Below are 22,812 nucleotides of genomic sequence, written 5' to 3'. Positions count from 1 at the left end.
TTTAAGTAAAGGTAAGAGAATCGAAGATGAGCACTATGCAGAAAACTTGGTCCCCTGTGGATGGATCTCTCTATGTTGAGCGTCCTTACGCTGATCAAGCCGCCATCGCCGCCGCCACAACTAAGGCGGCGCAAGCGCAGCGCGAGTGGAAACTCACCACGCTGGCGCAACGGCGGGATATTTGCCGCAAGATGGTGGATGCTTTTGTCGCCAAGCGTGACGCCATTGCGGAGGAACTATGTTGGCAAATGGGACGACCCATTCGCTATGCGGCGGGAGAAGTGGGCGGTTTTGAAGAGCGCGCCCGCTTTATGATTGATGTCGCGGAAGAAGCGTTGGCGCCGATAGAGTTGGATGAAAAGCCCGGCTTTCGCCGCTATATCAAACGTGAGCCCTTGGGCGTAGCTTTTGTGATTGCGCCCTGGAACTATCCTTATCTGACGGCGGTTAACGCCATTGTGCCGGCGATCCTGGCCGGAAACGCCGTACTGCTTAAGCATTCTGCGCAAACCCCTTTGTGCGCGGAGCGCATCTACGAGGCGTTCCGTGAGGCGGGCCTGCCGGATGGAGTGTTTCAATTTCTACATTTGACTCATGCGGATACCGAGGCGCTGATCGGCTCGCCGGATGTTCATTACGTCGCCTTTACGGGGTCTGTGCCTGGCGGCGCGATGGTGGAGCGCGCGGCGGCAGGTCGCTTTATTGGCGTAGGGCTGGAATTAGGCGGCAAAGACCCTGCCTATGTCCGCGCGGACGCGGATATTGACCACGCAGTGGAAACCACCATCGACGGCGCTTTCTTCAACTCCGGGCAGTCTTGCTGCGGTATCGAGCGCATCTATGTGCATGAATCCGTTTACGACGCTTTTGTGGAGAAAGCCGTGGCCCTGGTCAGAAGTTACCGCTTGGGGCGTTCCGATGATCCTAACACCACTTTGGGGCCGCTGGTGCGCGCTTCCGCGGCGGAATTCGTTCGGGGACAAGTGCGCGAAGCCGTGGAGCAGGGCGCGGTCGCCCATATTAATCCGGCTGACTTTGAAATGGACAAGGAAGGAACGCCCTATCTGGCGCCGCAGGTGCTGACCAACGTTGATCACAGCATGCGGGTCATGACTGAAGAATCTTTCGGTCCGGTCGTGGGTATTCAGAAAGTGACGTCCGATGAGGAAGCCGTGGCGCTGATGAACGACTGCGAGTTTGGTCTCACCGCGGCAATCTTCACGCGCGATATCGACGCGGGCGTGGCGCTGGGCGAGCAGGTCGAGACTGGCACGTTCTTTATCAACCGTTGCGATTATCTGGACCCGGCGCTGGCCTGGACCGGCGTGAAGAATTCCGGGCGCGGCTGCACCTTGTCCAAGCTGGGCTATGAATCCCTGACCCGGCCCAAGTCTTTCCATATCAAGATGCTGTAACGCCAGTCATAGACAATGGCGAAACAAAAACCTTAACGAGCGTATTAGAGAGACTGTACATGAGCGCACTACAAGCCAATTGGAATTATCCGACCGCCATCCGCACCGGCGCCGGACGTATCCGGGAACTGCCGGAACTCTGTCGTAACCTCGGCATGCGGTCGCCTCTGCTGATAACCGACCCAGGTTTGAAATCCTTGCCGATGGTGCAGAGCGCCATCGGCCTTTGTCAGGACGTCGGACTGCAATGCGGCCTGTTCGCGGACATTCAGGGCAACCCTACTGGTGAAAACGTAGAGGCTGGCGTCGCCGCCTACCACGCCGGCGGCCATGATGGCGTGATCGCCTTCGGCGGCGGTTCGGCTCTGGACGCCGCCAAAGCGGTGGCGCTGATGGTCGGCCAGGATCGTCCCCTGTGGGATTTCGAAGACATCGGCGACAACTGGACCCGCGTCAATGAAGCCGGCATGGCGCCGGTGGTCGCCGTTCCCACTACCGCGGGCACTGGCTCGGAAGTAGGTCGGGCTTCGGTGATCACTGACGCCGCCAAGCACGTCAAAAAGATTATTTTCCATCCGCGCATGTTGCCGGCGCTGGTGATTCTGGACCCAGAGCTGACCGTCGGCCTGCCGCCGCCCATTACCGCAGCCACGGGGATGGACGCGCTGTCCCACAATCTGGAAGCATTTTGTTCGCCTTTCTATCACCCGCTGGCGGAAGGCATTGCGGTGGAGGGCATCCGTCTGGTGAAATACTATTTGCCCCGCGCCGTCGCTGACGGCGGCGATATCGAGGCGCGCACGCAGATGCTGGTCGCCTCCAGCATGGGCGCTACGGCGTTTCAGAAAGGGCTTGGCGGCATGCATGCGTTGGCGCACCCGCTGGGCGCCTTGTACAACGCGCATCATGGTCTGCTCAATGCGATTCTCATGCCTTACGTGCTGAAGGCGAACCGCGAGGCGATTGAAGAGCGCATTACTCGTCTGGTGCGTTACCTGGACTTGTCTGAGCCCGGGTTCGACGGCTTCCTGAACTGGGTGCTGGCGCTGCGTGAAAGCCTGGGTATTCCGCACGCATTGTCCGCGATCGGCATTGACGATAATGATGCGGACCGTGTCGGCGCCATGGCGGTGGAAGACCCTTCCTCCGGCGGCAATCCCGTTGCGTTTGATGCGAGCCGGTACGCCGACATCTTCAGAAACGCGGTACATGGACGTCTTTGAAGACAGGGAGAGGCGGATGAGAATCGGCATTTTACAGTGTGACGACGTTATGGAGGAGCTGCAGTCGGAGTTCGGGAATTATCCGGCGATGTTTGAAGCGGCGCTGGGAGAACTGGCGCCGGAATGGACCTTCGTCACTTATCGGGCGGTGGACGGCGAACTGCCGGACTCCGTCGACGCCTGCGACGGCTATATCACCACTGGCAGCCGTTACGGCGTGAATGATGGCGCGCAATGGATCGAGAAGCTGGAGAGTTTTTTACTGGCGGTCGCTACGGCGGGGGTCAAGTTCGTAGGCGTCTGCTTTGGGCATCAGTTGCTGGCCAAGGCGCTGGGCGGGCAGGTGGAGAAGTCCAATCGCGGCTGGGGAGTGGGCATGTCCTTCAATCAAATAGGCGTGCGTAAAAACTGGATGGAGCCTTATCAGCCTTCCCTGGATCTGGTGGTCAGCCACCAGGATCAGATTACGCAGTTGCCGGAAGGCGCGGAGGTGCTGGCGAGCAGCGGCTTCTGTCCCTATTACCTGTTGCAGTACGGCTCTGACCTGATGACGGTGCAAGGACATCCCGAGTTCAGCAAGGCTTATTCCAGCGCGTTGATGGATAAGCGTACGGATCGCATTCCCGCGCCTCGCATCCGCGAAGGCAAGACATCGCTGTCGGCGCCGGTGGACGATCGTCTGATGATGCAATGGATTATTAACTTTTTCGCAGGCGGGCGGCTGACTCGTTAAGCCGCTCTCTCTGCACATGACAACGAACACGTAGAGTCTGGCTCTGCGTCGTTTCCCCTCAACCCTCTTTGGCTGCGCTCGCGTCCCCTTGGGCGGCGCAGGGCGCGGCCGTTTTTTTGGGTTAATCCCCCAATGTCAGATATTCCATCATCCAGGGATGTTCAGTCGCCATCAGCGCCAGGAAGTCCTGCTTGAGAATGGCGATGCAGTCCTGGGCGACTTCCCGGGGCAGGTCGCCCAATTCGCCTTTGCGGGCCGTCAAGGTAATGGAGCGGAACAGCTGTTCCCCTGGTAATCGGCGAATCTGTACGTGATGTTGCTTGATGCCGCTTTGGAACAGGCACAGGGGCGTGGTGATGGTCCAGCCCATACCCGCTGATACGGCGGAGACAATGGCGTAAGAGTTGTCCAGCTGCAGCCGGTCCGGCGCTTCCACCCGCACTGCGCGCAGATGCCGTTCGATCCCCCGTGCAATGAGGGAGTGGGCGCCGTAGCGCACGAAATCCAATTCCGACGCCAGCTTATTGAGATCGTCAACGGGGCCGTCATAGTCATTGGGCAGCGCGAGAATGAAGGGTTCCCGCAAAATGCGATAGCGGGATAGATCGGCGTAGTCCTCCAAAGCGTCATCGGAGATAATAATATCGGTATTGCGCGAGAGCAGGGAATGGCCGTGCAGATGCGACAGACCTGTGCTGATCGACCAGTCGTGCGCGCGTTTTTTCACCGCATCCAGCAGCGATCGTCCCACCGAGGTGACGATGGAATCGGTTAACGCGATCTTTATCAGGCGCAATTGCGCAAAGTCCGATTGCAGAATGGCCTGGCTGGTTTGTTCCGCCTCCTGCAACAGCCGCGTGCTGCGGTCATACAGAAAGCGTCCGGCGCTGGTCAGTTCCATGGGGCGTACGGTGCGGTCGAACAGCCGGGTCTGCAGCGATTCCTCCAGTTTGGACAAGGCCTGGGAAATAGAGCTTTGCGTCATCCCCAGCTGCTCTGCGGAATGGCTCATATTCCCGGTCTTGGCGACATGGGCGAAAATGCTTAGAGCGCGGAGATCGAAACCGAAACGTGTTGCCATAACTTCTACGAATCACGGTTGTTTGCATGGGCGTTAATCGCCTGTTGCAGGATTGCACGGAGCGAGGCCGGAATGCAAAGGTCCGCTACAACCCATCACAACTCTGGTACTATTAATCAGGCAGACAAATAGCTAATCAGGCAGACAAATAGCTTCCTTCTATTTGTCTGCAACGACAGGGCCTGCACAGGTCAGGCCCTGTCTCCCGCGGCCAGCCGCCGCGCAGGCGCATCCATGCGCCTGATGATTAACATGCCAATATCATTGCCATATTAATATTGTTGGTTAACTAGAGCGTGTTGGTTAACTTGATTTGTTAACTGACCGGATTACTTAATCATTTTTCGGCAGTACCCAGAATAACGAAGGATATCTCATGGCCAGAGGTCAGTTATATATTATTTCAGCGCCCTCCGGGGCGGGTAAGACCAGTTTGGTGTCGGCTTTACTCAAAGAAGATAAACTGGCGCAAGTCTCCATTTCCCACACGACTCGTCAGGTGCGTCCAGGTGAACAGGATGGAGTGAATTACTTTTTCATCTCCCGCGAAGAGTTTCTGGCGCAGGCTCAGGCGGGAGACTTCCTGGAGCACGCGGAAGTGTTCGGCAATTTCTACGGCACGTCGCAGGCATGGGTGGAGTCCACTTTGGCGAAAGGCGTTGACGTTATCCTGGAAATTGACTGGCAGGGCGCGCAACAGGTGCGCAAGTTGCGTCCAGAAGCCAAATCCATATTCATCCTGCCGCCTTCTCTGGAAGCCTTGCAACAGCGCCTGGAGTCTCGCGGGCAGGACAGCGCCGAAGTGATTCAGCGTCGTTTGCAGGAAGCGGCTAATGAAATTTCCCATTATCCGGAATACGACTATCTTGTATTCAACGACGACTTCGATCATGCGCTGGAAGAATTGAAGTCCGTTTTCCGGGCTGAGCGGCTGCGTTTGTCCGTGCAGCAGGTGCGCTTCGAAGCAGAGCTACGCGGGATGTTGTCATCCCAGTCGAGTTAGCCTAAACTACGCGGTCATTTTCTGAACTGGCACTGGTAAAGGGTGTGTTATGGCGCGAGTAACCGTTGAAGATTGTCTGGATCATGTAGATAACCGTTTTGAGCTGGTCATGCTGGCTTCAAAGCGCGCTCGTCAGATCAGCCAGTATGGCAAAGACCCTAAAGTCGAGTGGGAAAATGATAAGCCCACTGTCGTCGCACTGCGCGAAATCGCTGCAGGCCTCATCACATCTGAGATGCTTGAGCAAGACGAAGACTAACGTCCGGGCCCCGCAAAGGGGCCTGACTTCACCCTCTCTTGAAATTCCCCTCTTTATCTTTATATTGATTTATACAGCTGTAAAAAATCTGGGTTGATCGCCCGGTTTTTTTCATCTCCGCCATTTTTATTTTGTGTACCGCTTATGTTGTGAAGGTCCCTTGTGCCGACGATTGATGCGCTTGCTGAACGTTTGAAAACCTATCTGGATAACCACCATATCAATGTGGTGCGGCGAGCGTTTTACTACGCCGAGCAGGCGCATGAGGGGCAATACCGGCAAAGCGGCGAGCCTTACATCACCCACCCACTGGCGGTGGCTAATCTCCTGGCCGACCTGCAACTGGATCATCAGTGTCTCGCGGCTGCTATGCTGCACGACGTGATCGAAGACACCGGCATACCCAAGGACGCGCTCAGCAGCCAATTCGGAGAGAGCATCGCCGAACTGGTGGACGGCGTCAGTAAGCTGACTCAGATCGAGTTCAAGTCCAAAGCGGAAGCCCAGGCGGAAAACTTTCAAAAGATGACTTTGGCCATGGCCAAGGACATTCGCGTTATCCTGGTGAAGCTGGCGGACCGTCTGCACAACATGCGCACGCTGGGGCCATTGAAACCGGAGAAGCGCCGACGCATCGCGACGGAGACGCTGGATATCTACGCGCCGATCGCTAATCGCCTTGGCATCCACACCATGTGCGTGGAGCTTGAAGACCTCGGCTTTCAGGCCATGTTCCCGATGCGCGCCAAGTATATTCAGGAAGCGGTGCGCAAACTGCGCGGCACCCATTACGAGATCATCGAAGAGATCAAGCACAAGCTGGAAGGCAAACTGAAAGAGCGCGGTCTCTCCGTGCGTATTCAGGGCAGGGAGAAACACCTGCACAGCATTTACCAGAAGATGAAGGCCAAGCGGCGTTCATTCCATGACATCATGGACGTATACGCCTTCCGCATTATTACCGACTCGGTGGACAGCTGTTACCGAACCCTCGGGGTGGTCCACGGCATGTACAAGCCTGTGCCGGGCCGCTTCAAAGATTATATCGCCCTGCCCAAGGCCAACGGTTATCAATCCATTCACACCACGCTGTTCGGCTCCCACGTCAATATCGAAATCCAGATCCGCACCGAAGAAATGGACAAAGTCGCCAACAGCGGCATTGCGGCGCATTGGGTTTATAAGAGCGCAACCTCCGACCTGGCGGACAATCAGCAGATGCGGGCGCAGAAGTGGGTGAAGGATTTGATGGAGTTGCGCGAGCGGGCGGACGACTCCCTGGAATTTATCGAGCACGTCAAAATCGACTTGTTCCCGGACGAAATCTACATATTCACTCCGAAAGGCCGCATCATGGAGCTGCCCGGCGGGGCGACCCCGGTGGATTTCGCCTACGCGATACACACGGATATCGGCAACTCCACTGTCGCCTGCCGCATCAACAAGCATCTGGCGTCGCTCAGCATGCCGCTGAAGAGCGGACAAACGGTGGAAATCATTACCGCGCCCGGCGCCAAGCCGAACCCGGGGTGGCTCAACTTTGTCGTCACCGGCAAGGCGAAGAGCAACATCCGCCACTATCTGAAGCAGCAGCGCCAAAGCGAATCCCGTGAACTGGGACGTCGTCTCCTGAAGAAAAATCTGCAGGCGTTCGGCAAGCGACTCGACGACATCAACGAGCAGCACAAAGAGAAAGTGCTCAAGCACAATCAGGCGAGCAGCTTCGACAGGCTGCTGGAGGAAATCGGGCTGGGCAGCCGCATGGCGTATATCGTGGCCCGGCAACTGGTGTCAGATGGCGAACCGACGGAAAGCCATGACATGGAATACCGCGAGGACGACAACAAGCCGTCCTTGATGGTGGAAGGCGCTGATGGCCAGGTGTTGAATCTGGCGCACTGCTGTAAACCGATTCCCGGCGATCCTATCGTCGGCGTCATCAATCGCGGCGCAGGCCTGATGATTCACTCCGAGACCTGCGACAAGATCAAGAAATTCCTTCACGACCCCGAGCACTGCATCCATTTGACCTGGGCCAAGAACATCACCGACGAGTTCTCTGTGGCCTTGCGGGTGGAAGTGGAGCGTCAGCGGGGCGTCATCGCCGAAATCGCCAGCGCGGTCACCATGGCCGACGGCAATATCGAAAAAATCAATGTGGAAGAGCAAAACGCCCGTCTCAGCGTGGTGAGCCTGATCATCAAAGTTCAGGGCCGTATCCATCTGGCTCGCGTCATGCGTCGCTTGCGCCATTTGCTGGCGGTCACTTCCATTTCCAGGGTGAAACACTAAGCGGCCAGGAACGCCGCGCCAACCTATCTATCCTGCTGGCTGATCCGTTTCCTGAATACTGTCTGACAGTATTCGCAAACCGGAGAAATCCGGTAAGATGCCGTTCTTTCAACACAGTATCGGCGGTAACTATATCCAATGCGGCGTTGTCCGCGGCGGAACGAGAATAATGAGGCAACAGATATGACTAATAAATCCGTTATCCAGACCGAAAATGCGCCCAAGGCGATCGGCACCTACTCCCAGGCGGTTAAAGCCGGTCAAACCGTGTACCTGTCCGGTCAGATTCCATTGAACCCTGAGACCATGGAGCTGGTGAGCGGCGATTTCGCCGAACAGACCAGACAAGTATTCGATAACCTGCGCGCGGTATGCCGCGCCGCTGGCGGCGACCTGGGCGATATCGTCAAGCTGAATATCTATCTGACTGACCTGAGCAACTTCGCTACCGTCAATGAAATCATGGCGACTTATTTCAAGGAGCCTTATCCCGCTCGCGCCGCCATCGGCATTTCCCAGCTGCCGAAAGGTTCTTTGGTGGAAATGGACGGCATCATGGTGACTTCCTGATCCGTTGATTTCTTTTCCCCGGTCCGATTCTGGACCGGGAAGCCTTCTCTGCTGACGCTTGACAACTATTCTTTTGAGTTCTCCCGCCCGCTCTCGGCGATATAGGCCTCAATCATTTCCCCATAGCCTTCTCTGAATGTGGGATAGCGGAAGTGAAAGCCACTGGCCCGTAGTCGTTGGTTGGCGCAGCGTTTACTGCCTGCGCGACGCTTTTGTTGGGCTGGCGCCGCTTCCGGCGCGCACTCCACGCGTGAGCAGGCTTGTTCCCGAATCCATTGCGCCACTTCGTGCATGCGCACCGGCTCGCAGTCACTGGCCAGATAGCAGGATTGCAGCGGCTTGTCGGCGGCAAGTTCCGTCAAGTGACATAAAACGCCTACGGCGTCCTGTTCATGGATGCGATTGGTATAGCCGCTAGGGCCCGAAAGGGCGACCTGACCATCCAGCGCCTGCTGCAACAAGCGTGTGCGGCCAGCGCCATAGATGCCGGAAAAACGTACGACGGTGGTGGCGATATCAGAGTCCGCCAGCAAGGACTCCGCTTTCAGTAGAGTGGCGCCGGAGAAGCCGGAAGGTTCCGTGACGCTGTCTTCATCGACCCATTCGTCGTTTTCCTGGCCATACACACTGGTGGAAGAAACAAACAGCAAGCGCCTGATCGAACTGCTGCGCAGGCGCTCCAGAACGCGTTGCAGGCTTTTTACATAGACGGCTTCGTAGCCCTCTGGGGTAAAGGCGGAGGGCGTGAGACAATAGATGGCGACGTCGATATCGTCGGGCAGGTCGTCTAAAGCGTCCTGCTCCAGGTCCAGCGCATAATGGGCGACGCCCTCTGGCTGTTGCGGCGTACGCGATACCGCGAGGATGTCGAAACGGTCATGCAGGCGCGCCGCCACTTGGCGATTCAACGCCCCGAAACCGAGTAATAACAGGCGTGGTTGATGCATTGCGTCTATCTCCAATCAGGCTTATGCTAGCTCTTGGCTATTAAGTCGAAAAGTTCAATACGATCAGACTATTAAGACAAGTCCGCGAGGTGGTTTCTTAACCGGCGCGCCAGGCGTATAGATTGGCGCATTAGGAACCCTTGAAAACCAGTGATGCAGGGTAGAGTATTCCCTGGCGCTCGGAAATGGTTTTCCAGGGGGGAGATACAGGAACGCCTGCTCCTGACGACTGTCCATAAAGAGATTTGAGCCGATAAGTAGTCGTCCGGAAAGATGACTGGGCGCTTAACGGATGGTAAACAACATAGTGAGAAACACATGACCCTGACTGAATTGCGTTACATTGTCACTCTGGCTGAAGAGAAGCATTTCGGCCGCGCCGCTGAGCGCTGTTTCGTCAGTCAGCCCACCTTGAGCGTGGCGGTGAAAAAACTGGAGGATGAACTCGGGGTCACCCTGTTCGAGCGCAGCAAGAGCCACATCACCGTTACTGACACCGGCAAGCGCGTTGTAGATCAGGCGTTGCGCGTGCTGGATCAGGTCAGCGTCATCAAGGATATCGCCCAGGCGGGTAAAGACCAGTTGTCTCAGCCGCTGCGCGTCGGTGCGATTTATACTATCGGGCCATATCTGTTTCCCCATCTGATGCCTGAATTGCACCGGGCGGCGCCGCAAATGCCGCTGTATATAGAAGAGAACTACACCGCCGTATTGCGGGAAAAACTGCGCCACTCCGAGCTGGACGCCATTATCGTGGCGCTGCCCTTCAATGAGCCGGAAGTGGTGACCCTGCCGCTGTATGACGAGCCGTTCGTCGTACTGATGCCGGAAGACCACGAACTGACTCAATACGACGAAATCGACAGTGAAATGCTGCCCGCCCACGACTTGCTGTTATTGGGCCCAGGACATTGTTTCCGCGATCAGGTGCTGGACGCCTGTCCGGAACTGTTCAACCGTATGGGTAAAGAGCCGGCCCGCAGCGACCGGTCTGCGCATATCATCACAGAAGGCAGTTCGCTGGAAACCATTCGCCACATGGTCGCTTCCGGCCTTGGCATCACCGTTCTGCCTTTGTCCGCCGTGCGGGAAGACCGCTACGCCAGCGGCTTGCTGACGACGCGGCCATTCAAATCTCCTGCGCCCTACCGTACGGTGGGACTGGCCTGGCGCGTCACCTTCCCGCGCCCGAAAGCGATCGATATGGTGGCTTTGGCGGCGGGGCAGTGCCGGGTAGTTGAGAAGCGCGCCAGTTAAAGAAAGACGGAAAAGGATCGCCGCAGCGTGTCTATCGAACAGCCGTTGACCGAACTGAAGGGCGTCGGGCCGGCCCTGGCGGAAAAGCTGGCGAAGCTGGGCCTGCATACGGTGCAAGACCTGCTGTTTCACTTGCCCCTGCGTTATGAGGATCGCACCCGAGTGACGCCGGTTGCGCAGGTTCGAGTGGGTATGCCAGCGCAAGTCGAAGCGACCGTGGTGGACTCCCGGGTCGAGCTGGGACGCAAACGCAGTCTGCTGGTGCGGGTGCGCGACGATAGCGGTGAGATCGGCCTGCGTTTTTACTACTTCACCGCGCAGCAAAAAAATCGCTTCAGCCCTGGCCGCAAATTTCTATGCTATGGCGAGGCTCGCCTCGGCCGTAGCGGGCTGGAAATGTACCACCCCGAAACCACGCAGGTGGACGAGCTAAAGCCAGCGGAAATGGAGCAACGTCTTACGCCTATTTATCCAACCACTGAAGGGCTAATGCAAAAACGGTTACGCGATCTATGCCAGCAGGCTCTGACGCTGATGCGCCGTTACCCCATCAAAGACTGGCTGCCCCAGGAGTTACGCAGCCATTATCAGATGCCGGAATTGAATGCGGCGCTGGACTACCTGCATCACCCGCCGGTAGGCGCCAATGTGACGGCGCTGGCGGAAAGTCGTCATCCCAATCAACAACGTCTGGTGGCGGAAGAGCTGCTGGCGCACCACCTCAGCCTCTTGCAGTTGCGGCAGGAAGTGCAGTCGCAACCGGCCCCGGCGCTGAGAGCCGGCGTTTTACAACAGCGCTTTATCGAGCAGTTGCCTTTCGCTCTGACCGGCGCGCAGAAACGCGTGATCGGGGAGATCGAACAGGATGTGCGCGCCATGGTTCCCATGTTGCGTCTGGTGCAGGGTGACGTCGGCTCCGGCAAGACCGTTGTTGCTGCGGCGTCGGCCTTGTGCGCTATTGAAGCCGGCCATCAGGCGGCGTTGATGGCGCCGACGGAAATACTGTCCGAGCAGCATTACAAAACGCTTAGCCAGTGGCTGGAGCCTCTGGGCGTCAGCGTGGTGTGGCTTAACGGTAAGCTTAAGGCCAGTGAGCGGCAAAAAGTGCTGGATGCGATTTCATCCGGCGCAGCGCAATTGGCTATCGGCACCCATGCCTTGTTTCAGGACCAAGTTGAGTTCGCCCGACTAGGTCTCGCTATTATCGACGAACAGCACCGTTTCGGCGTGCATCAGCGGCTATCGCTGCGGGAGAAAGGCGCGCGCTCCGGACAGGCGCCGCATCAGCTGATCATGACCGCGACGCCGATTCCCCGCACCCTGGCGATGAGCGCCTACGCGGATCTGGACACCTCCGTGATCGACGAACTGCCGCCGGGACGCACGCCCGTGGTGACGGCGGTCATACCCGATATTAAGCGGGACGATGTGGTGGAGCGGGTGCGAAAAGTCTGTCTCGAAGGACGTCAGGCCTATTGGGTGTGCACTCTGATCGAGGAGTCCGAAGTGTTGCAGTGCCAGGCTGCGGAAGCGACGGCGGCGAACTTGGCGGAAGCCCTGCCGGATTTGCGCGTAGGCCTGGTGCACGGGCGAATGAAGGCGGCGGAGAAAACCGCCGTCATGGATGACTTCAAGCACAACCGTCTGCACTTGTTGGTGGCTACCACTGTCATCGAAGTTGGCGTGGACGTTCCTAACGCCAGTCTGATGATCATCGAGAACCCGGAGCGCCTGGGACTGGCGCAATTGCATCAGCTACGCGGCCGGGTCGGTCGCGGCAGCCATGAGAGTTATTGCGTGCTGATGTATCACCCACCGCTGTCCCTGGCCGGCAAAGCGCGCATGCAGGTCATGCGGGATAGTAACGACGGCTTTGTCATTGCGGAGAAGGATCTGGAGATTCGCGGGCCGGGAGAAGTGCTCGGCACCCGCCAAACCGGTTTGATTCAGTTCCGCATCGCCGATCTGCAACGGGACCGTCAATGGTTGCCGGTGGTGAAGGAAATGGCCTTGAGCGTCATTGATCAGCCCGATGTCACAGAAGCCCTTATCCGTCGCTGGATCGGCCACCGCGCGCTGTACGGCAAAGTTTAGAGCGGCGCGCGCAGCAATCCTTTACCAATCATTACAAAAGAAACCTTAAGCCAGCAGAACCCCCGAAACCTGCTAAGCTACAATTAAAGTAATGATGAAAAACCCACCTGATATAAGAAGCCGGTTTATTTTATTTCTTCCATATGAGGCGATAAGAGATATGGCCGTTCCAGCAGCCGTTGCGCGTTTATTAGAGGACTACAGCACTCAAAGGAGCGACTTGGCGGAAGATGCCGCTAAAGTGCGGGAGGTAACGGGCAAAGACGCGCCGACGGAAGCGAGAGTGCGGGCGATTATGCTGCACGATGAGACCGGCGTTCTGCAGGCGGTGATACCAGAAAGCACCATACTTGACCTGGATCGCCTGAATGAAGGCGCCGGCCGCAACTTGCGGGCTTTGCCTCTGGCGGAACTGGATGAACTGCGCAAACGCCTGCAATGGTATGAAGTCCCGGCGCTGCCGGATCTAACTGGCTGCGAAGCGGTGATCGACGCCCGCTTGAGCGCATTCGAAGAGATTTATCTGCCGTCCTCGGAAGAAGACAAATACCTGTGCATGAGCCGGCGTCTGTTTGAAGCCGCTATGGGCGCCGTCAAGAGCATGCAGATCAGCGTGCGCCTACCTGAAATCGCCGTTAATCATAACCAGCCGGCGAAAGACATGGATCAGATCAACAAGGCCATTTCCAGCTTCACCAGCCTGCGTATTCAGCGTCGTCTGGAGGATACCCTGGAAATGCCGCCGTTACCGGAAACCGCCCAACGCATTATCAAACTGCGCGTGGACCCGGAAGCCGGCATTTCCGAGCTGGCGGACATTGTGGAGACGGACCCCAGCCTGTCGGCCCAGGTGGTCAGTTGGGCCAGCTCCTCATTTTACGCCGCGCCGGGCAAGATTCGCTCCGTGCATGACGCCATTGTGCGGGTGCTGGGGTTTGATCTGGTCATGAACCTGTCTATGGGGCTGGCGTTGGGCAGAACGCTGGAAGTTCCAGAGGAGCGCGGCGATGGCTTTACGCCCTATTGGGAGCAGTCAGTGTGGACCGCGACGCTGTGCGGCGCGCTGACCACGGCGATTCCTAAAGAGCGCCGTCCCGAATTTGGACTGGCTTATCTGGTCGGGTTACTGCACAACTTTGGTTATTTGGTGTTAGCGCATGTTTTTCCACCGCACTTCTCTTTGATATGCCGTTACAGTGAAGCCAACCGGCATGTGGACTCTGAGAATTGCGAGCAGTATTTGTTAGGCATCACCCGTGAGCAAATGGGCGGCAAGCTGATGGAAATGTGGAATATGCCGGAAGAAGTCTGCATGGCGCTGCGTTATCAGAAAAACCCCTACTACAACGGCGATTATTCGGTTTACAGCGCCTTGCTGTTCGTCGCCACCCAACTGCTGCGTAAACACGGCATCGGCGAAGGCCCGGCTCAGCCCGCGCCGCAGTCCGTATGGGACTATCTCGGTCTGACCCGCGAGCGCGCCGAGGAAGTGCTGCAGGAGTTGCTCAGCATGTCCGAGGATATGAAGAGTCTGGCGGACAATCTGGCGGAGGCCACACGCAGTTGATCCGTTTCCAGGATTAAGCTCCCCTTCGTGGTTACTTTGTGTTAGCGGGAATTAAAAAATAATGTGACAGGTTTCACATTATTTCGAAACTGTGTCTATAGTTAAGTTGTAAGCTCTTTAAGAACCATCAACCAACCGATCCGTTCCCAAGGCCACCAATCAAGGCCGTCGAACGGACGCAATAACCCATTACTGAAGGCGCTTGATAAACTTTACCGACAGGAGGGCTGTCATGGGCGCGCTTATTTTCAATCAAGCCAGCATTTATCACTTGCAGCAGTTGGAGTATCAGTTCCGCCGTCGATTCGGTGAACGGTACCGGCTTTCTGAAGAAAGTTCGCGCATGGAGCTTATTACCAAGTCATCGCAATCGTCAGACATCATTATCCAGAAATATTTCCGCAAGTTCGCGCATGAACTGGAGCCGGAACTGATTAAAGAACTTGTGTCCCGAGGCGTGGTTCCTCCGAAGCTCTGGAATTAATTCTTAGTGTAAACCCCAGAGACTTTAGTCCTTTTGCCCCGTCCTGCGGGGCTTTTATTGAAGGACGGCTGTCTTCAGAATGAGTGCTCCAGAATCGCCCTGGAAGCACTGATAATCTGCTCTCGGTACTTTTCCTCCAGGTCCCAGCGTTGTTTGTCCAGCTTGAATAGAAAGCGTTTGTCCACTGCCTTACGGGCGCCATGTGTGGGCATGTGCTCGGTTTCTTTGTAGATCTTACTGAAGATGGCGTAGGGCTCCTGTTCATGCAGGCTGGGGTCGACGGCGTCGAGCAATACTTTTATGCGGATGCTGCCTTCGGACAGTTCCACCTGATCAGACAGGATGCAGCGGGCCAGCACTGTGATGCTTTCGATAGCGCGGGCGCGATTCGCCGCAGTGCGGCTTTGCTGCTCCGCTTCCAGTCGGCGGTGTTCCCGTAAAACATGGAGCTGGCGGCGGATAAAAAATCCCAGAAACAGACAAGCGGCCACACCGACCAAAATAAGAATCCATTGTAAAGAAGCAGACATTGGGGCAATTCCGGTAGGTATTCAATTCGCGCGGACGCCGGCCTCGCGCCGACATGATCATGGTGCAGATTATTGGCGATCCGGCGGCAAAATGATACCCGCGCCACAATGACCTGGCCAGGGACATGGTTCTGTCACACAGGCGCGGCAGGATAGTGGGGAAGATGCGCGAAAGCAGGTTCAGGCGTTGGAGAACTGGTCTGCCTGAATGGTCATGCGGATATACATGGCCAGTTCGTTTTCAGCTTCGGTGATGGATCGGTAAGGGCCTTCCTGGGTGTTTTCTCGAGTCATGAAATACCACCCGTCGGAAGTATGGATGAATCGCTCACTACGGAACCAGGAACGGTCGGCTTCGCCTGCGCGTACTTTCATAGCCTGCTACCTCTTACTGCTTGGACTACGAGGAAATGGGCATAAGAACCTATTTTAAGGTTAGGTTGTTTTTTGATCTATTGTTAGACTTATTGGCTATAAAAAGTACTGTTTCACGGGGCGTGCAGGTATAAACGCCGAAGCAGGGAGATTGAAAATGGCGCCTGGGTTCCTACTGGATGCATTGAATTTTAAAGGCGTCAGGGCCTGCAAGCCCGGGCCCCATGGGCTATGGCGGCCAATTATAGTCGTCCTCCGGGAGAGCGTTAATTGATCAGGCATTTGTGAAATTTGTCTGCTATGGTGATGTGAGAGCTCGCAGTACCCGAACTTCCGCTGTGAACCAGACGGCGCCAGCCGTCTTCTGATCCGCCGTTCGGGCAGCCTACGTCAAACCCCATCAAGAACAAGGAATAGAACCTATGGCGGTGACGAAGGAGACTCTGGCTGAATTTTTTTCGGCCGTCAGAGGCGCCTCCCATGAGCTGATCCAGGGATTAAGCGTTGAGGATATGCTGCTGCAGTCCATGAACGACGCCAGTCCTATCAAGTGGCATCTCGCCCACACAAGCTGGTTTTTCGAAGAACTGATTCTCGCCCCGTTCATGAACGGTTATGAACGTATGAACGACGGCTTTCGCTATTACTTCAATTCCTATTACGAAGCGTTGGGGGAGAGGCATCCCCGGGCTCGACGAGGCATGTTGAGCCGGCCGTCTCTGGAAGAGGCGCTGGCGTATCGTAAGCATGTCGATCGTCATATCCTCGCCCTGTTGAACAAGCCTGACCCGGACCCGCAACTACTACAGCGAGTCGAACTGGGTCTGCATCATGAGATGCAGCATCAGGAACTCATGATCACCGACATGCTGCACGCTCTCAGTTTTAACCCCGCCTATCCCGCCTGGAAGCCGCCGCTTCCTTCTGATACTGAATCCAAGTCCGCCGTCCCTCTTGAATGGTTTGACAGCGATGGCGGTTTATTTGAAATCGGCGCGCTTGGCAAAGGTTTCAGTTACGACTGCGAAGGTCCCCGTCACAAGGTGTTCCAGGCGCCCTTTCGTCTCGCCTCCAGGCCTGTGACCAATGGCGAGTGGCTGGCCTTTATGGACGCCGGCGGCTATGAGGACCCTAAACTATGGCTTTCTGACGGCTGGGCGGCGCGGATGCAGGAAGACTGGCGCGCGCCCCTTTACTGGATTAAGCGCGACGGCGGCTGGCTGCGTTTTACTCCTCATGGTCTGGCGCCTCTTAATCTGGACGAGTCGGTGTGCCATGTGAACTATTTTGAAGCGGACGCATACGCCCGCTGGGCTCAGGCGCGTTTACCCAATGAGGCCGAGTGGGAGATCGCGGCTCGCAGTTTCCTGGCGGGCATAGCCAAAGAAGGGGAGCCAGGGGGCGTCTTGCCAGGCCATTTTATGGAACAGGGGCGCTGGACTCCCTCTGTTAGTCGGCCCCTGGAAGGACAGGCCCTGGCGGATATGTTCGGCAATGTGTGGGAATGGACGCAGAGCGCCTATTCCCCGTACCCGGGCTTCAGACCTTTGGAGGGAGCCCTGGGAGAATATAACGGCAAGTTTATGTGTGGTCAGTTTGTGTTGCGCGGAGGCGCCTTTACCTCTCCGCGGCGGTTGTTGCGGGCCAGCTATCGCAATTTCTTTTATCCCCATCAACGTTGGCAGGCGACAGGAGTGAGGTTGGCGCGAGATGATTGAACCAGTCATTAAGGAACTATGTGAAGACGAAGTCATTGATGAGGCGTTTTTAGCGGACGTGGTGCAAGGCCTGTCCGGCTGGCCGAAAACGCTGCCGTGTAAATACTTTTACGACCAGCGCGGTTCGGAGCTGTTCGAGCAGATATGCGAAGTGGACGAGTATTATCTGACTCGCACGGAAATGGGCATGATTGATTACGTGGCCAGGGAAATGGCGCAGAGACTTCCGCATATCGGACAGATTGTGGAGTTTGGTTGCGGAAACTGTGAGAAGGTGCAGCGACTGCTGGATGCACATCCCCAGGTCGATGGATTCGTCGCCATAGACGTCTCAAAAGCGTTTTTGTTGGAGAGCGTAAAAAATCTGAGCAGGCGTTATCCGGCATTGAAAGTGACGCCAGTGGTAGGCGACTTCATGGAAGCGCAACCGCTGCCGGAAACCACTGCGCCGCGCATGGGCTTTTTTCCCGGCTCCACCATCGGCAACCTGGAGGCGAAGGACGCGCGGCGCTTCCTGTATCGAGTGGGCCGCACACTTGGAGAGGGTGGGTATTTGCTGGTTGGCGTGGATACCCTGAAAGACCGCCGCATTCTATTGCGCGCCTACGATGACGCCAGTGGCGTGACGCGAGAGTTCAATCTCAATCTGTTACGGCGAATGCAGCAGGAGCTGGGAGCAGAGCTGACGCTGCAGCAGTTTGCCCATGAAGCCCGGTTCAATGAAGTGAAAAGCCGTATAGAGATGCACTTGCGCAGTCTGTGCGACCAGTTTATCGCTGTCGGCGGCAAGTACTTCCATTTGTCGAAAGACGAAACCATCCATACTGAAAACTCTCACAAGTACACCGTGGAGCGCTTTCAGAACCTGGCGGCTTCCGCTGGCTGGCAGTCGCGCCGGGTATGGCTGGCGGAGGACGATATGTACAGCATGCATTTGCTGCAGTATGAGGGCGGCGTCAGAATGACGGATTGAGAAACGGGGCCCGAGAGGCCCCGCATTCGACGAACTAATGAGTGAAAAACATCTCGTAGAGCGTCAGCAGTATCTCAAAGACGATCAGGATGACGATATACCACTCTACTCGCAGACTGCGCTTGGCGGTAATGATGTCGAGCACGGTCTGCGAGGTGCGCGAAATGATTTCCATTTTACGCTCCAGCGCCTTGTCCCGCTCCCGTATTTCAAACTCATCGGATAGACGCAGGTAGAAACGCTCCAGCTCGGGAAAATCCCACAGCAGGTCCGGCTTTTCGCCTACTTCGACGCGACCCACCATGATCTGCTGATTCAGCAGAACCTTACCGATTTGCTTCAGCAACTCCTGTGTCTTGGCGCCGGTGCGGCCTTGGGAGTGCAGGAATTCCGCAAGAGGACTGATACGCTCCAGGTTGCGGCTTTCCTCCAGTTCATAGAATTCCAGGATCACGGATTTCGCCATAACGTCGGCGATAATCTGTAGTTTCTCCACGGTGGGCGCGAACACGCTGATGATGTTGTCAGCAACGGTATCTGACGGCGTGGTGGTGATGGAGAGTTCCGACTCTTCCACAACCGGTTTTTCCAGCGGCCGTTTGGTATGCAGCATGATTTCCCGCATCAACGCCGCCTCGTCCTGAGGCTTGACGTTGAACATCACCACTACGCCGTAGCGGAAGATGGTCACGTAGGCGGCTTCCTGCTCCACCATCAGAGTAAGTGGATTGCGGGCGCAGGCTTTTACTTTTTCTAGCTGACGAATATCTATCTGGTCGCCAATATAAAGCGCCCGGATAAGCAATGAACTGATATCCTGAAACATCGAAAATCCTGATTTAACAAAAAATGACGGTTCCCGCACTCCCGCTGAATACCGGGCGCGAAACGGCGCCGTCTTCAATGAGCTTAGCACGAAAGTGAACAAGGTAGAGGACGGAAAAGCCCAGGATTGGTATATTTCCTAAGGACGCTCAGCTCAAGCTGTCATTGCGTTCAGAAGCAGTTATCTACCCGGAGTCCCGCGCCTTTGAAATACCTTCGTTACCTTACTCTGGCGACAGCCTGTTTGTGCGCTTTTTCCAGTGCGGCGCAGACCGTCTACAAGTATCAAGACGCCAGTGGTCGTTGGCATTTCACCGATAAAGCGCCGCAACAGGGCAAGCATGAGCAGGTGAAGTTGTCCTCCTCCCGGGATTCTCAGGACAAACCCTCCATTACTTCCAAAATAGAGGACAACGTCACGATTCTGACAGCCGTGAATCCGTGGCGGGGGCCTGTGCAATTCCTGCTGCAGATACGGAAAACCGGAGAGTATCAGCGCGACAGCATCCTGGTGGAAGCGGATTCCACGCGTCACTTCAAGATTCAGGGGCAGGTGGATTATCAGTACTATTACATCCCCGGCGATCCCGAAGCCAAACCCGATTATACCGTTATCTATTCGCCGCCCTTCGCCAGTGGCGAGTCCTACATGATTTCCCAGGGCTTCAACGGTCAGTTTTCTCATATGGAAGAGCCCAACACCTATGCGGTGGATATCGCCATGCCTGTCGGCAGTTATATTCACGCCGCCCGGGGAGGCGTGGTGATGGCGGTGGAGGAGAATTACAGCATCGGCAGCGCCGCATTCGCATATTTTCTGGATAAAGCCAACTTCGTCATGGTACTGCATGACGATGGCACTACGGGTATGTACGCGCATATTTTACAGGGGAGTTTACAGGTGCGTCCTGGTGATCGGGTGGAGCGCGGTCAGGCGCTGGCGCGTTCCGGCAGCACCGGTTTTTCTACCGGGCCGCATTTGCACTTTGTCGTGCGCAGAAATGTCGGACTGGATTTGCAGTCGTTGCGCTTTCGCATGCAGGACGCGGAGGGGAATGACTATCCCATTAGGGAGAGAACTCGAATGGTTGGCTGGTAAAGACCTAATCCCTGTCGGAATATATGACGCGTCAACATTGATGCAATATAAGAATGGACGCCAAGCGTCCATTTTTTTTACGCGTATTTCGGGCATAGGACAAAAGGCTGTTAACAAGCTGGCTTTGTCTATAGGGCTAGGCCGATGGGCTTACGCTGTTGTCTGGTGCGGCGGAGGGGGAGAAGGCAAATTCAAGTGAAAAAGTGATTTAAAGCTGACCAATCGGTTACCTCTAGTCAGTAATTTTTACAGTTGATGGCTCATTCGCGACTTTTTTTCCCGAAATTCTCATGTGACCCAGTTCACCTTTCTTTTTATTGTTATTAACTCATTGTTATTAAAATGATTTTATTTTTGTGGCCTCGGCTGTGCAGTATATGGGGCAATAGTGTTATACAGACAGTTGGGAGAATGAAGTATGCCTCCGATAGTAACTGTTCCCGAGCCTGCGACGTTGGCTCTGTATGGTATAGCGCTCTTGGCGATCATCCTCTATCGGAGTATGAAATCCAAGAAACACGGTTAAATTCATTGGCGGTGAATACCCCTCTTAGCGTTATGTTAAGAGGGTTTTTTTTGCCCTGAAGAAAGTTCGCCGTAAACCTTCCCTGGTCTTAGGGGCATTGCAAAAGAGATCGGACTTAGCGCCGCAGGCGGGATGACAGCTCAGAGGCGCGTTCGGCGAGATGGCTCAGACGGCCGATCTTATCTTTGGCTGATGTGGCGTTGCGTGCGGACTCATCCGTCAGTTCCGACACTTCCTCCAGATTCTTGGCGATATCCTCAGAGACCGACAATTGCTCGTCGGAAGCGGTGGCCACTTCAGTATTCAAGGCGTTTACTTTGGCGATGGCTTCGCTGATGGAAGAGAGTTTCTCCGAGGCGCTGGCGAAATAACCGCTGCACTCATCGGTGATGCGATTACTGGCCTCCATAACGGATACGGTATTTTTAGCGCCGTTTTGCACACTGTCTATGATGGACTCTATCTCCGCTGTGGAGTTCTGGGTTTTCTGCGCCAGCGAGCGTACTTCATCCGCCACCACCGCGAAGCCGCGTCCCTGCTCACCCGCGCGGGCTGCTTCAATGGCGGCGTTCAGGGCTAAGAGGTTGGTTTGTTCGGCGATGCCACGGATCACGTTTAGCACGGTGCCCACGTTTTTGGTGTCCTCCGCCAGCTTCTTCACCGTATCCGAGCTGCTCGATACTTGCTGCGACAGACGTTTGATGGCGTCGTTGGCGCGCTTCATCGCATCCATACCGTCTTTCGCCGCGACATCTGTTTCATGGGCCACTTCCGCTGCATTGCTGGCGTTCTCGGCGACTTGTTGCGAGGCTGCGGTCATCTCCTGCATCGCGGTGGCGACATGAATAGTGCGACCGTTGGAGTCTTGAGAGCAGTTAACGATATCGTCCGCAGCGCGAGTAATGATAGTGATGTTTTCACTGAGGTCCACCGCCGTTTTGTCCATGGCGGTGGCGAAATCGCTGAGGAATGTCTGTAACTCGGCGGCGGAATTGGCCAGTCTTCCCAGCTCATCCTGTCGGTCGGAAGAGAAATCATGACCCAGCTCGCCGTGGCTGAGTTTGGTGATTTTGTCGATGATGGTGCGGGTAGGGCGCACGATGCGCACATTGATCAGGGTCAGCACGATTACCGCCGACGCCAGCGTCACCGCAGCCAGAACGAGGCTCCAGAAGGCGAAACTGCTGCTGAATTCAGTATGAGCTTGTTTGTAAGACTCTGTTACATGCGCCTTCAGGCTGTCCGCCAGATCCTGCAAAAGCTTGGTGGGCTCTCTGTCGATGCCGGATACAGCGTTATCGCCGGCCTGCGGATTAAAGCCTGCGCTCTTAAACTCCGCAAAGCCTTCCCGATATGCCTGGCCCATGATCTTGTGCCGGTTTATAAACTGATCCAGGATCGATTTCATTGAGTCTTCCGGCAATAGCGGGCGGATGGCCGCAACCTTTTCCTGAACCTTGGACTCCGTCTCCACAAAGCGGTCCCAGTACTTTTTCAAGTTATCCGGATTGTTGCCCCGCAACAGCACGTTTTTCCACTCCTGCACTTGAATTTTAAACAAGGCCACGGACTCATTCGCTTCCTGCAGTAGATCTCCATTTCTGGCGAGGGACAATTCCAGCTCGCTGATGCGACGCTCATTGGAGAGGGCGCTGAAAATGCCTGCCGCCAGCGTCAACAGTCCGCTCAAGGCGACGACCGCTAACAGCTGATTAAACAAACTTCTGGATAACCATTGCATGAGTGACTCCGGAAACGGATGAGAGCGAAGAGTGATATGTATCTATAAAGTAATAGCATATAGAAGGATTTTTGCTATTTATGGCGGGATGTCGCACGTT

20 protein-coding genes and 1 pseudogene are annotated in these 22,812 nt (G+C 55.9%); 15 read left to right on the top strand and 6 right to left on the bottom strand.

What is annotated here, in order from left to right:
- Positions 1 to 26 precede the first annotated feature (26 nt).
- From HCH_RS28505 to HCH_RS28495, 3 genes are read left to right on the top strand one after another with little or no spacing between them, the layout of a single operon-like run.
- A complete protein-coding gene (locus tag HCH_RS28505) occupies positions 27 to 1,415 on the top strand; it encodes an aldehyde dehydrogenase family protein (RefSeq protein ID WP_011400022.1) in 1,389 nt (462 codons plus the stop codon).
- Positions 1,416 to 1,474: 59 nt separating this feature from the next.
- Entirely contained in the window at positions 1,475 to 2,638 is a 1,164-nt protein-coding gene (locus HCH_RS28500; protein ID WP_011400021.1) for an iron-containing alcohol dehydrogenase, read from the top strand.
- 16 nt (positions 2,639 to 2,654) lie between these two features.
- Entirely contained in the window at positions 2,655 to 3,371 is a 717-nt protein-coding gene (locus tag HCH_RS28495; RefSeq protein WP_011400020.1) for a GMP synthase, read from the top strand.
- A 121-nt stretch (positions 3,372 to 3,492) separates the two neighbouring features.
- On the opposite strand, the gene HCH_RS28490 is transcribed toward HCH_RS28495, so the two are convergent.
- Entirely contained in the window at positions 3,493 to 4,452 is a 960-nt protein-coding gene (locus tag HCH_RS28490) for a LysR family transcriptional regulator (RefSeq protein WP_011400019.1), read from the bottom strand.
- Positions 4,453 to 4,828: 376 nt separating this feature from the next.
- Here HCH_RS28490 and gmk point away from each other — a divergent pair, with 376 nt between their 5' ends.
- From gmk to HCH_RS28470, 4 genes are all read left to right on the top strand, one after another.
- The gene (gene gmk / locus HCH_RS28485) at positions 4,829 to 5,455 is read left to right on the top strand and encodes a guanylate kinase (protein ID WP_011400018.1); all 627 of its coding nucleotides are present in this window, start codon (positions 4,829 to 4,831) and stop codon (positions 5,453 to 5,455) included.
- Between the two features lie 49 nt (positions 5,456 to 5,504).
- Complete coding sequence (gene rpoZ / locus HCH_RS28480) at positions 5,505 to 5,714, top strand: DNA-directed RNA polymerase subunit omega (protein WP_011400017.1); 210 nt, start codon at positions 5,505 to 5,507, stop codon at positions 5,712 to 5,714.
- 162 nt (positions 5,715 to 5,876) lie between these two features.
- On the top strand, positions 5,877 to 8,006 hold the full coding sequence (locus tag HCH_RS28475) for a RelA/SpoT family protein (protein ID WP_011400016.1): 2,130 nt from the start codon (positions 5,877 to 5,879) through the stop codon (positions 8,004 to 8,006).
- A gap of 183 nt (positions 8,007 to 8,189) precedes the next feature.
- The gene (locus HCH_RS28470; protein WP_011400015.1) at positions 8,190 to 8,576 is read left to right on the top strand and encodes a RidA family protein; all 387 of its coding nucleotides are present in this window, start codon (positions 8,190 to 8,192) and stop codon (positions 8,574 to 8,576) included.
- Positions 8,577 to 8,641: 65 nt separating this feature from the next.
- Here the strand turns inward: HCH_RS28470 and HCH_RS28465 are convergent, their stop codons facing one another.
- Positions 8,642 to 9,523, bottom strand: coding sequence for a sugar nucleotide-binding protein (locus tag HCH_RS28465; protein WP_011400014.1), 882 nt, complete (start codon positions 9,521 to 9,523; stop codon positions 8,642 to 8,644).
- A 318-nt stretch (positions 9,524 to 9,841) separates the two neighbouring features.
- Here HCH_RS28465 and HCH_RS28460 point away from each other — a divergent pair, with 318 nt between their 5' ends.
- From HCH_RS28460 to HCH_RS28445, 4 genes and pseudogenes are all read left to right on the top strand, one after another.
- Positions 9,842 to 10,780, top strand: a complete 939-nt coding sequence (locus HCH_RS28460; RefSeq protein WP_011400013.1) for a hydrogen peroxide-inducible genes activator — start codon at positions 9,842 to 9,844, stop codon at positions 10,778 to 10,780.
- A gap of 21 nt (positions 10,781 to 10,801) precedes the next feature.
- Positions 10,802 to 12,874, top strand: a pseudogene (gene recG / locus HCH_RS28455) (ATP-dependent DNA helicase RecG); the annotation flags it as partial.
- A 160-nt stretch (positions 12,875 to 13,034) separates the two neighbouring features.
- Entirely contained in the window at positions 13,035 to 14,441 is a 1,407-nt protein-coding gene (locus HCH_RS28450) for an HDOD domain-containing protein (RefSeq protein WP_011400011.1), read from the top strand.
- A 232-nt stretch (positions 14,442 to 14,673) separates the two neighbouring features.
- A complete protein-coding gene (locus HCH_RS28445; protein ID WP_011400010.1) occupies positions 14,674 to 14,925 on the top strand; it encodes a hypothetical protein in 252 nt (83 codons plus the stop codon).
- Between the two features lie 74 nt (positions 14,926 to 14,999).
- Here the strand turns inward: HCH_RS28445 and HCH_RS28440 are convergent, their stop codons facing one another.
- Positions 15,000 to 15,455 carry a DUF2489 domain-containing protein gene (locus HCH_RS28440; protein ID WP_011400009.1) on the bottom strand — a complete coding sequence of 152 codons (456 nt, stop codon included), beginning with the start codon at positions 15,453 to 15,455 and terminating at the stop codon, positions 15,000 to 15,002.
- Positions 15,456 to 15,635: 180 nt separating this feature from the next.
- Entirely contained in the window at positions 15,636 to 15,830 is a 195-nt protein-coding gene (locus tag HCH_RS28435; RefSeq protein ID WP_011400008.1) for a DUF6316 family protein, read from the bottom strand.
- A gap of 422 nt (positions 15,831 to 16,252) precedes the next feature.
- Between HCH_RS28435 and egtB the strand changes: the two genes are divergently transcribed.
- Both egtB and egtD read left to right on the top strand, forming a co-directional pair.
- Positions 16,253 to 17,548, top strand: a complete 1,296-nt coding sequence (gene egtB, locus HCH_RS28430) for an ergothioneine biosynthesis protein EgtB (protein ID WP_011400007.1) — start codon at positions 16,253 to 16,255, stop codon at positions 17,546 to 17,548.
- Positions 17,541 to 18,521, top strand: coding sequence for an L-histidine N(alpha)-methyltransferase (gene egtD / locus HCH_RS28425; protein ID WP_011400006.1), 981 nt, complete (start codon positions 17,541 to 17,543; stop codon positions 18,519 to 18,521). The genes egtB and egtD overlap by 8 nt, the downstream gene beginning before the upstream one ends.
- Positions 18,522 to 18,555: 34 nt before the next feature.
- Here the strand turns inward: egtD and HCH_RS28420 are convergent, their stop codons facing one another.
- Positions 18,556 to 19,347, bottom strand: coding sequence for an RMD1 family protein (locus HCH_RS28420; RefSeq protein WP_011400005.1), 792 nt, complete (start codon positions 19,345 to 19,347; stop codon positions 18,556 to 18,558).
- Between the two features lie 204 nt (positions 19,348 to 19,551).
- Between HCH_RS28420 and HCH_RS28415 the strand changes: the two genes are divergently transcribed.
- Both HCH_RS28415 and HCH_RS35305 read left to right on the top strand, forming a co-directional pair.
- Positions 19,552 to 20,445 carry a peptidoglycan DD-metalloendopeptidase family protein gene (locus tag HCH_RS28415; protein WP_011400004.1) on the top strand — a complete coding sequence of 298 codons (894 nt, stop codon included), beginning with the start codon at positions 19,552 to 19,554 and terminating at the stop codon, positions 20,443 to 20,445.
- A gap of 418 nt (positions 20,446 to 20,863) precedes the next feature.
- Positions 20,864 to 20,971: a PEP-CTERM sorting domain-containing protein gene (locus HCH_RS35305; RefSeq protein WP_083769837.1), complete on the top strand. Its 108-nt coding sequence runs from the start codon at positions 20,864 to 20,866 to the stop codon at positions 20,969 to 20,971.
- A 115-nt stretch (positions 20,972 to 21,086) separates the two neighbouring features.
- On the opposite strand, the gene HCH_RS28410 is transcribed toward HCH_RS35305, so the two are convergent.
- The gene (locus HCH_RS28410; protein WP_011400003.1) at positions 21,087 to 22,712 is read right to left on the bottom strand and encodes a methyl-accepting chemotaxis protein; all 1,626 of its coding nucleotides are present in this window, start codon (positions 22,710 to 22,712) and stop codon (positions 21,087 to 21,089) included.
- Positions 22,713 to 22,812 lie beyond the last annotated feature (100 nt).

Source organism: Hahella chejuensis KCTC 2396 (genome assembly GCF_000012985.1).
In the GTDB taxonomy this organism is placed as follows: Bacteria; Pseudomonadota; Gammaproteobacteria; order Pseudomonadales; family Oleiphilaceae; genus Hahella; species Hahella chejuensis.
Note: the sequence above shows the minus strand (reverse complement) of the source record. Positions and strands in the feature narration are given on the sequence as shown.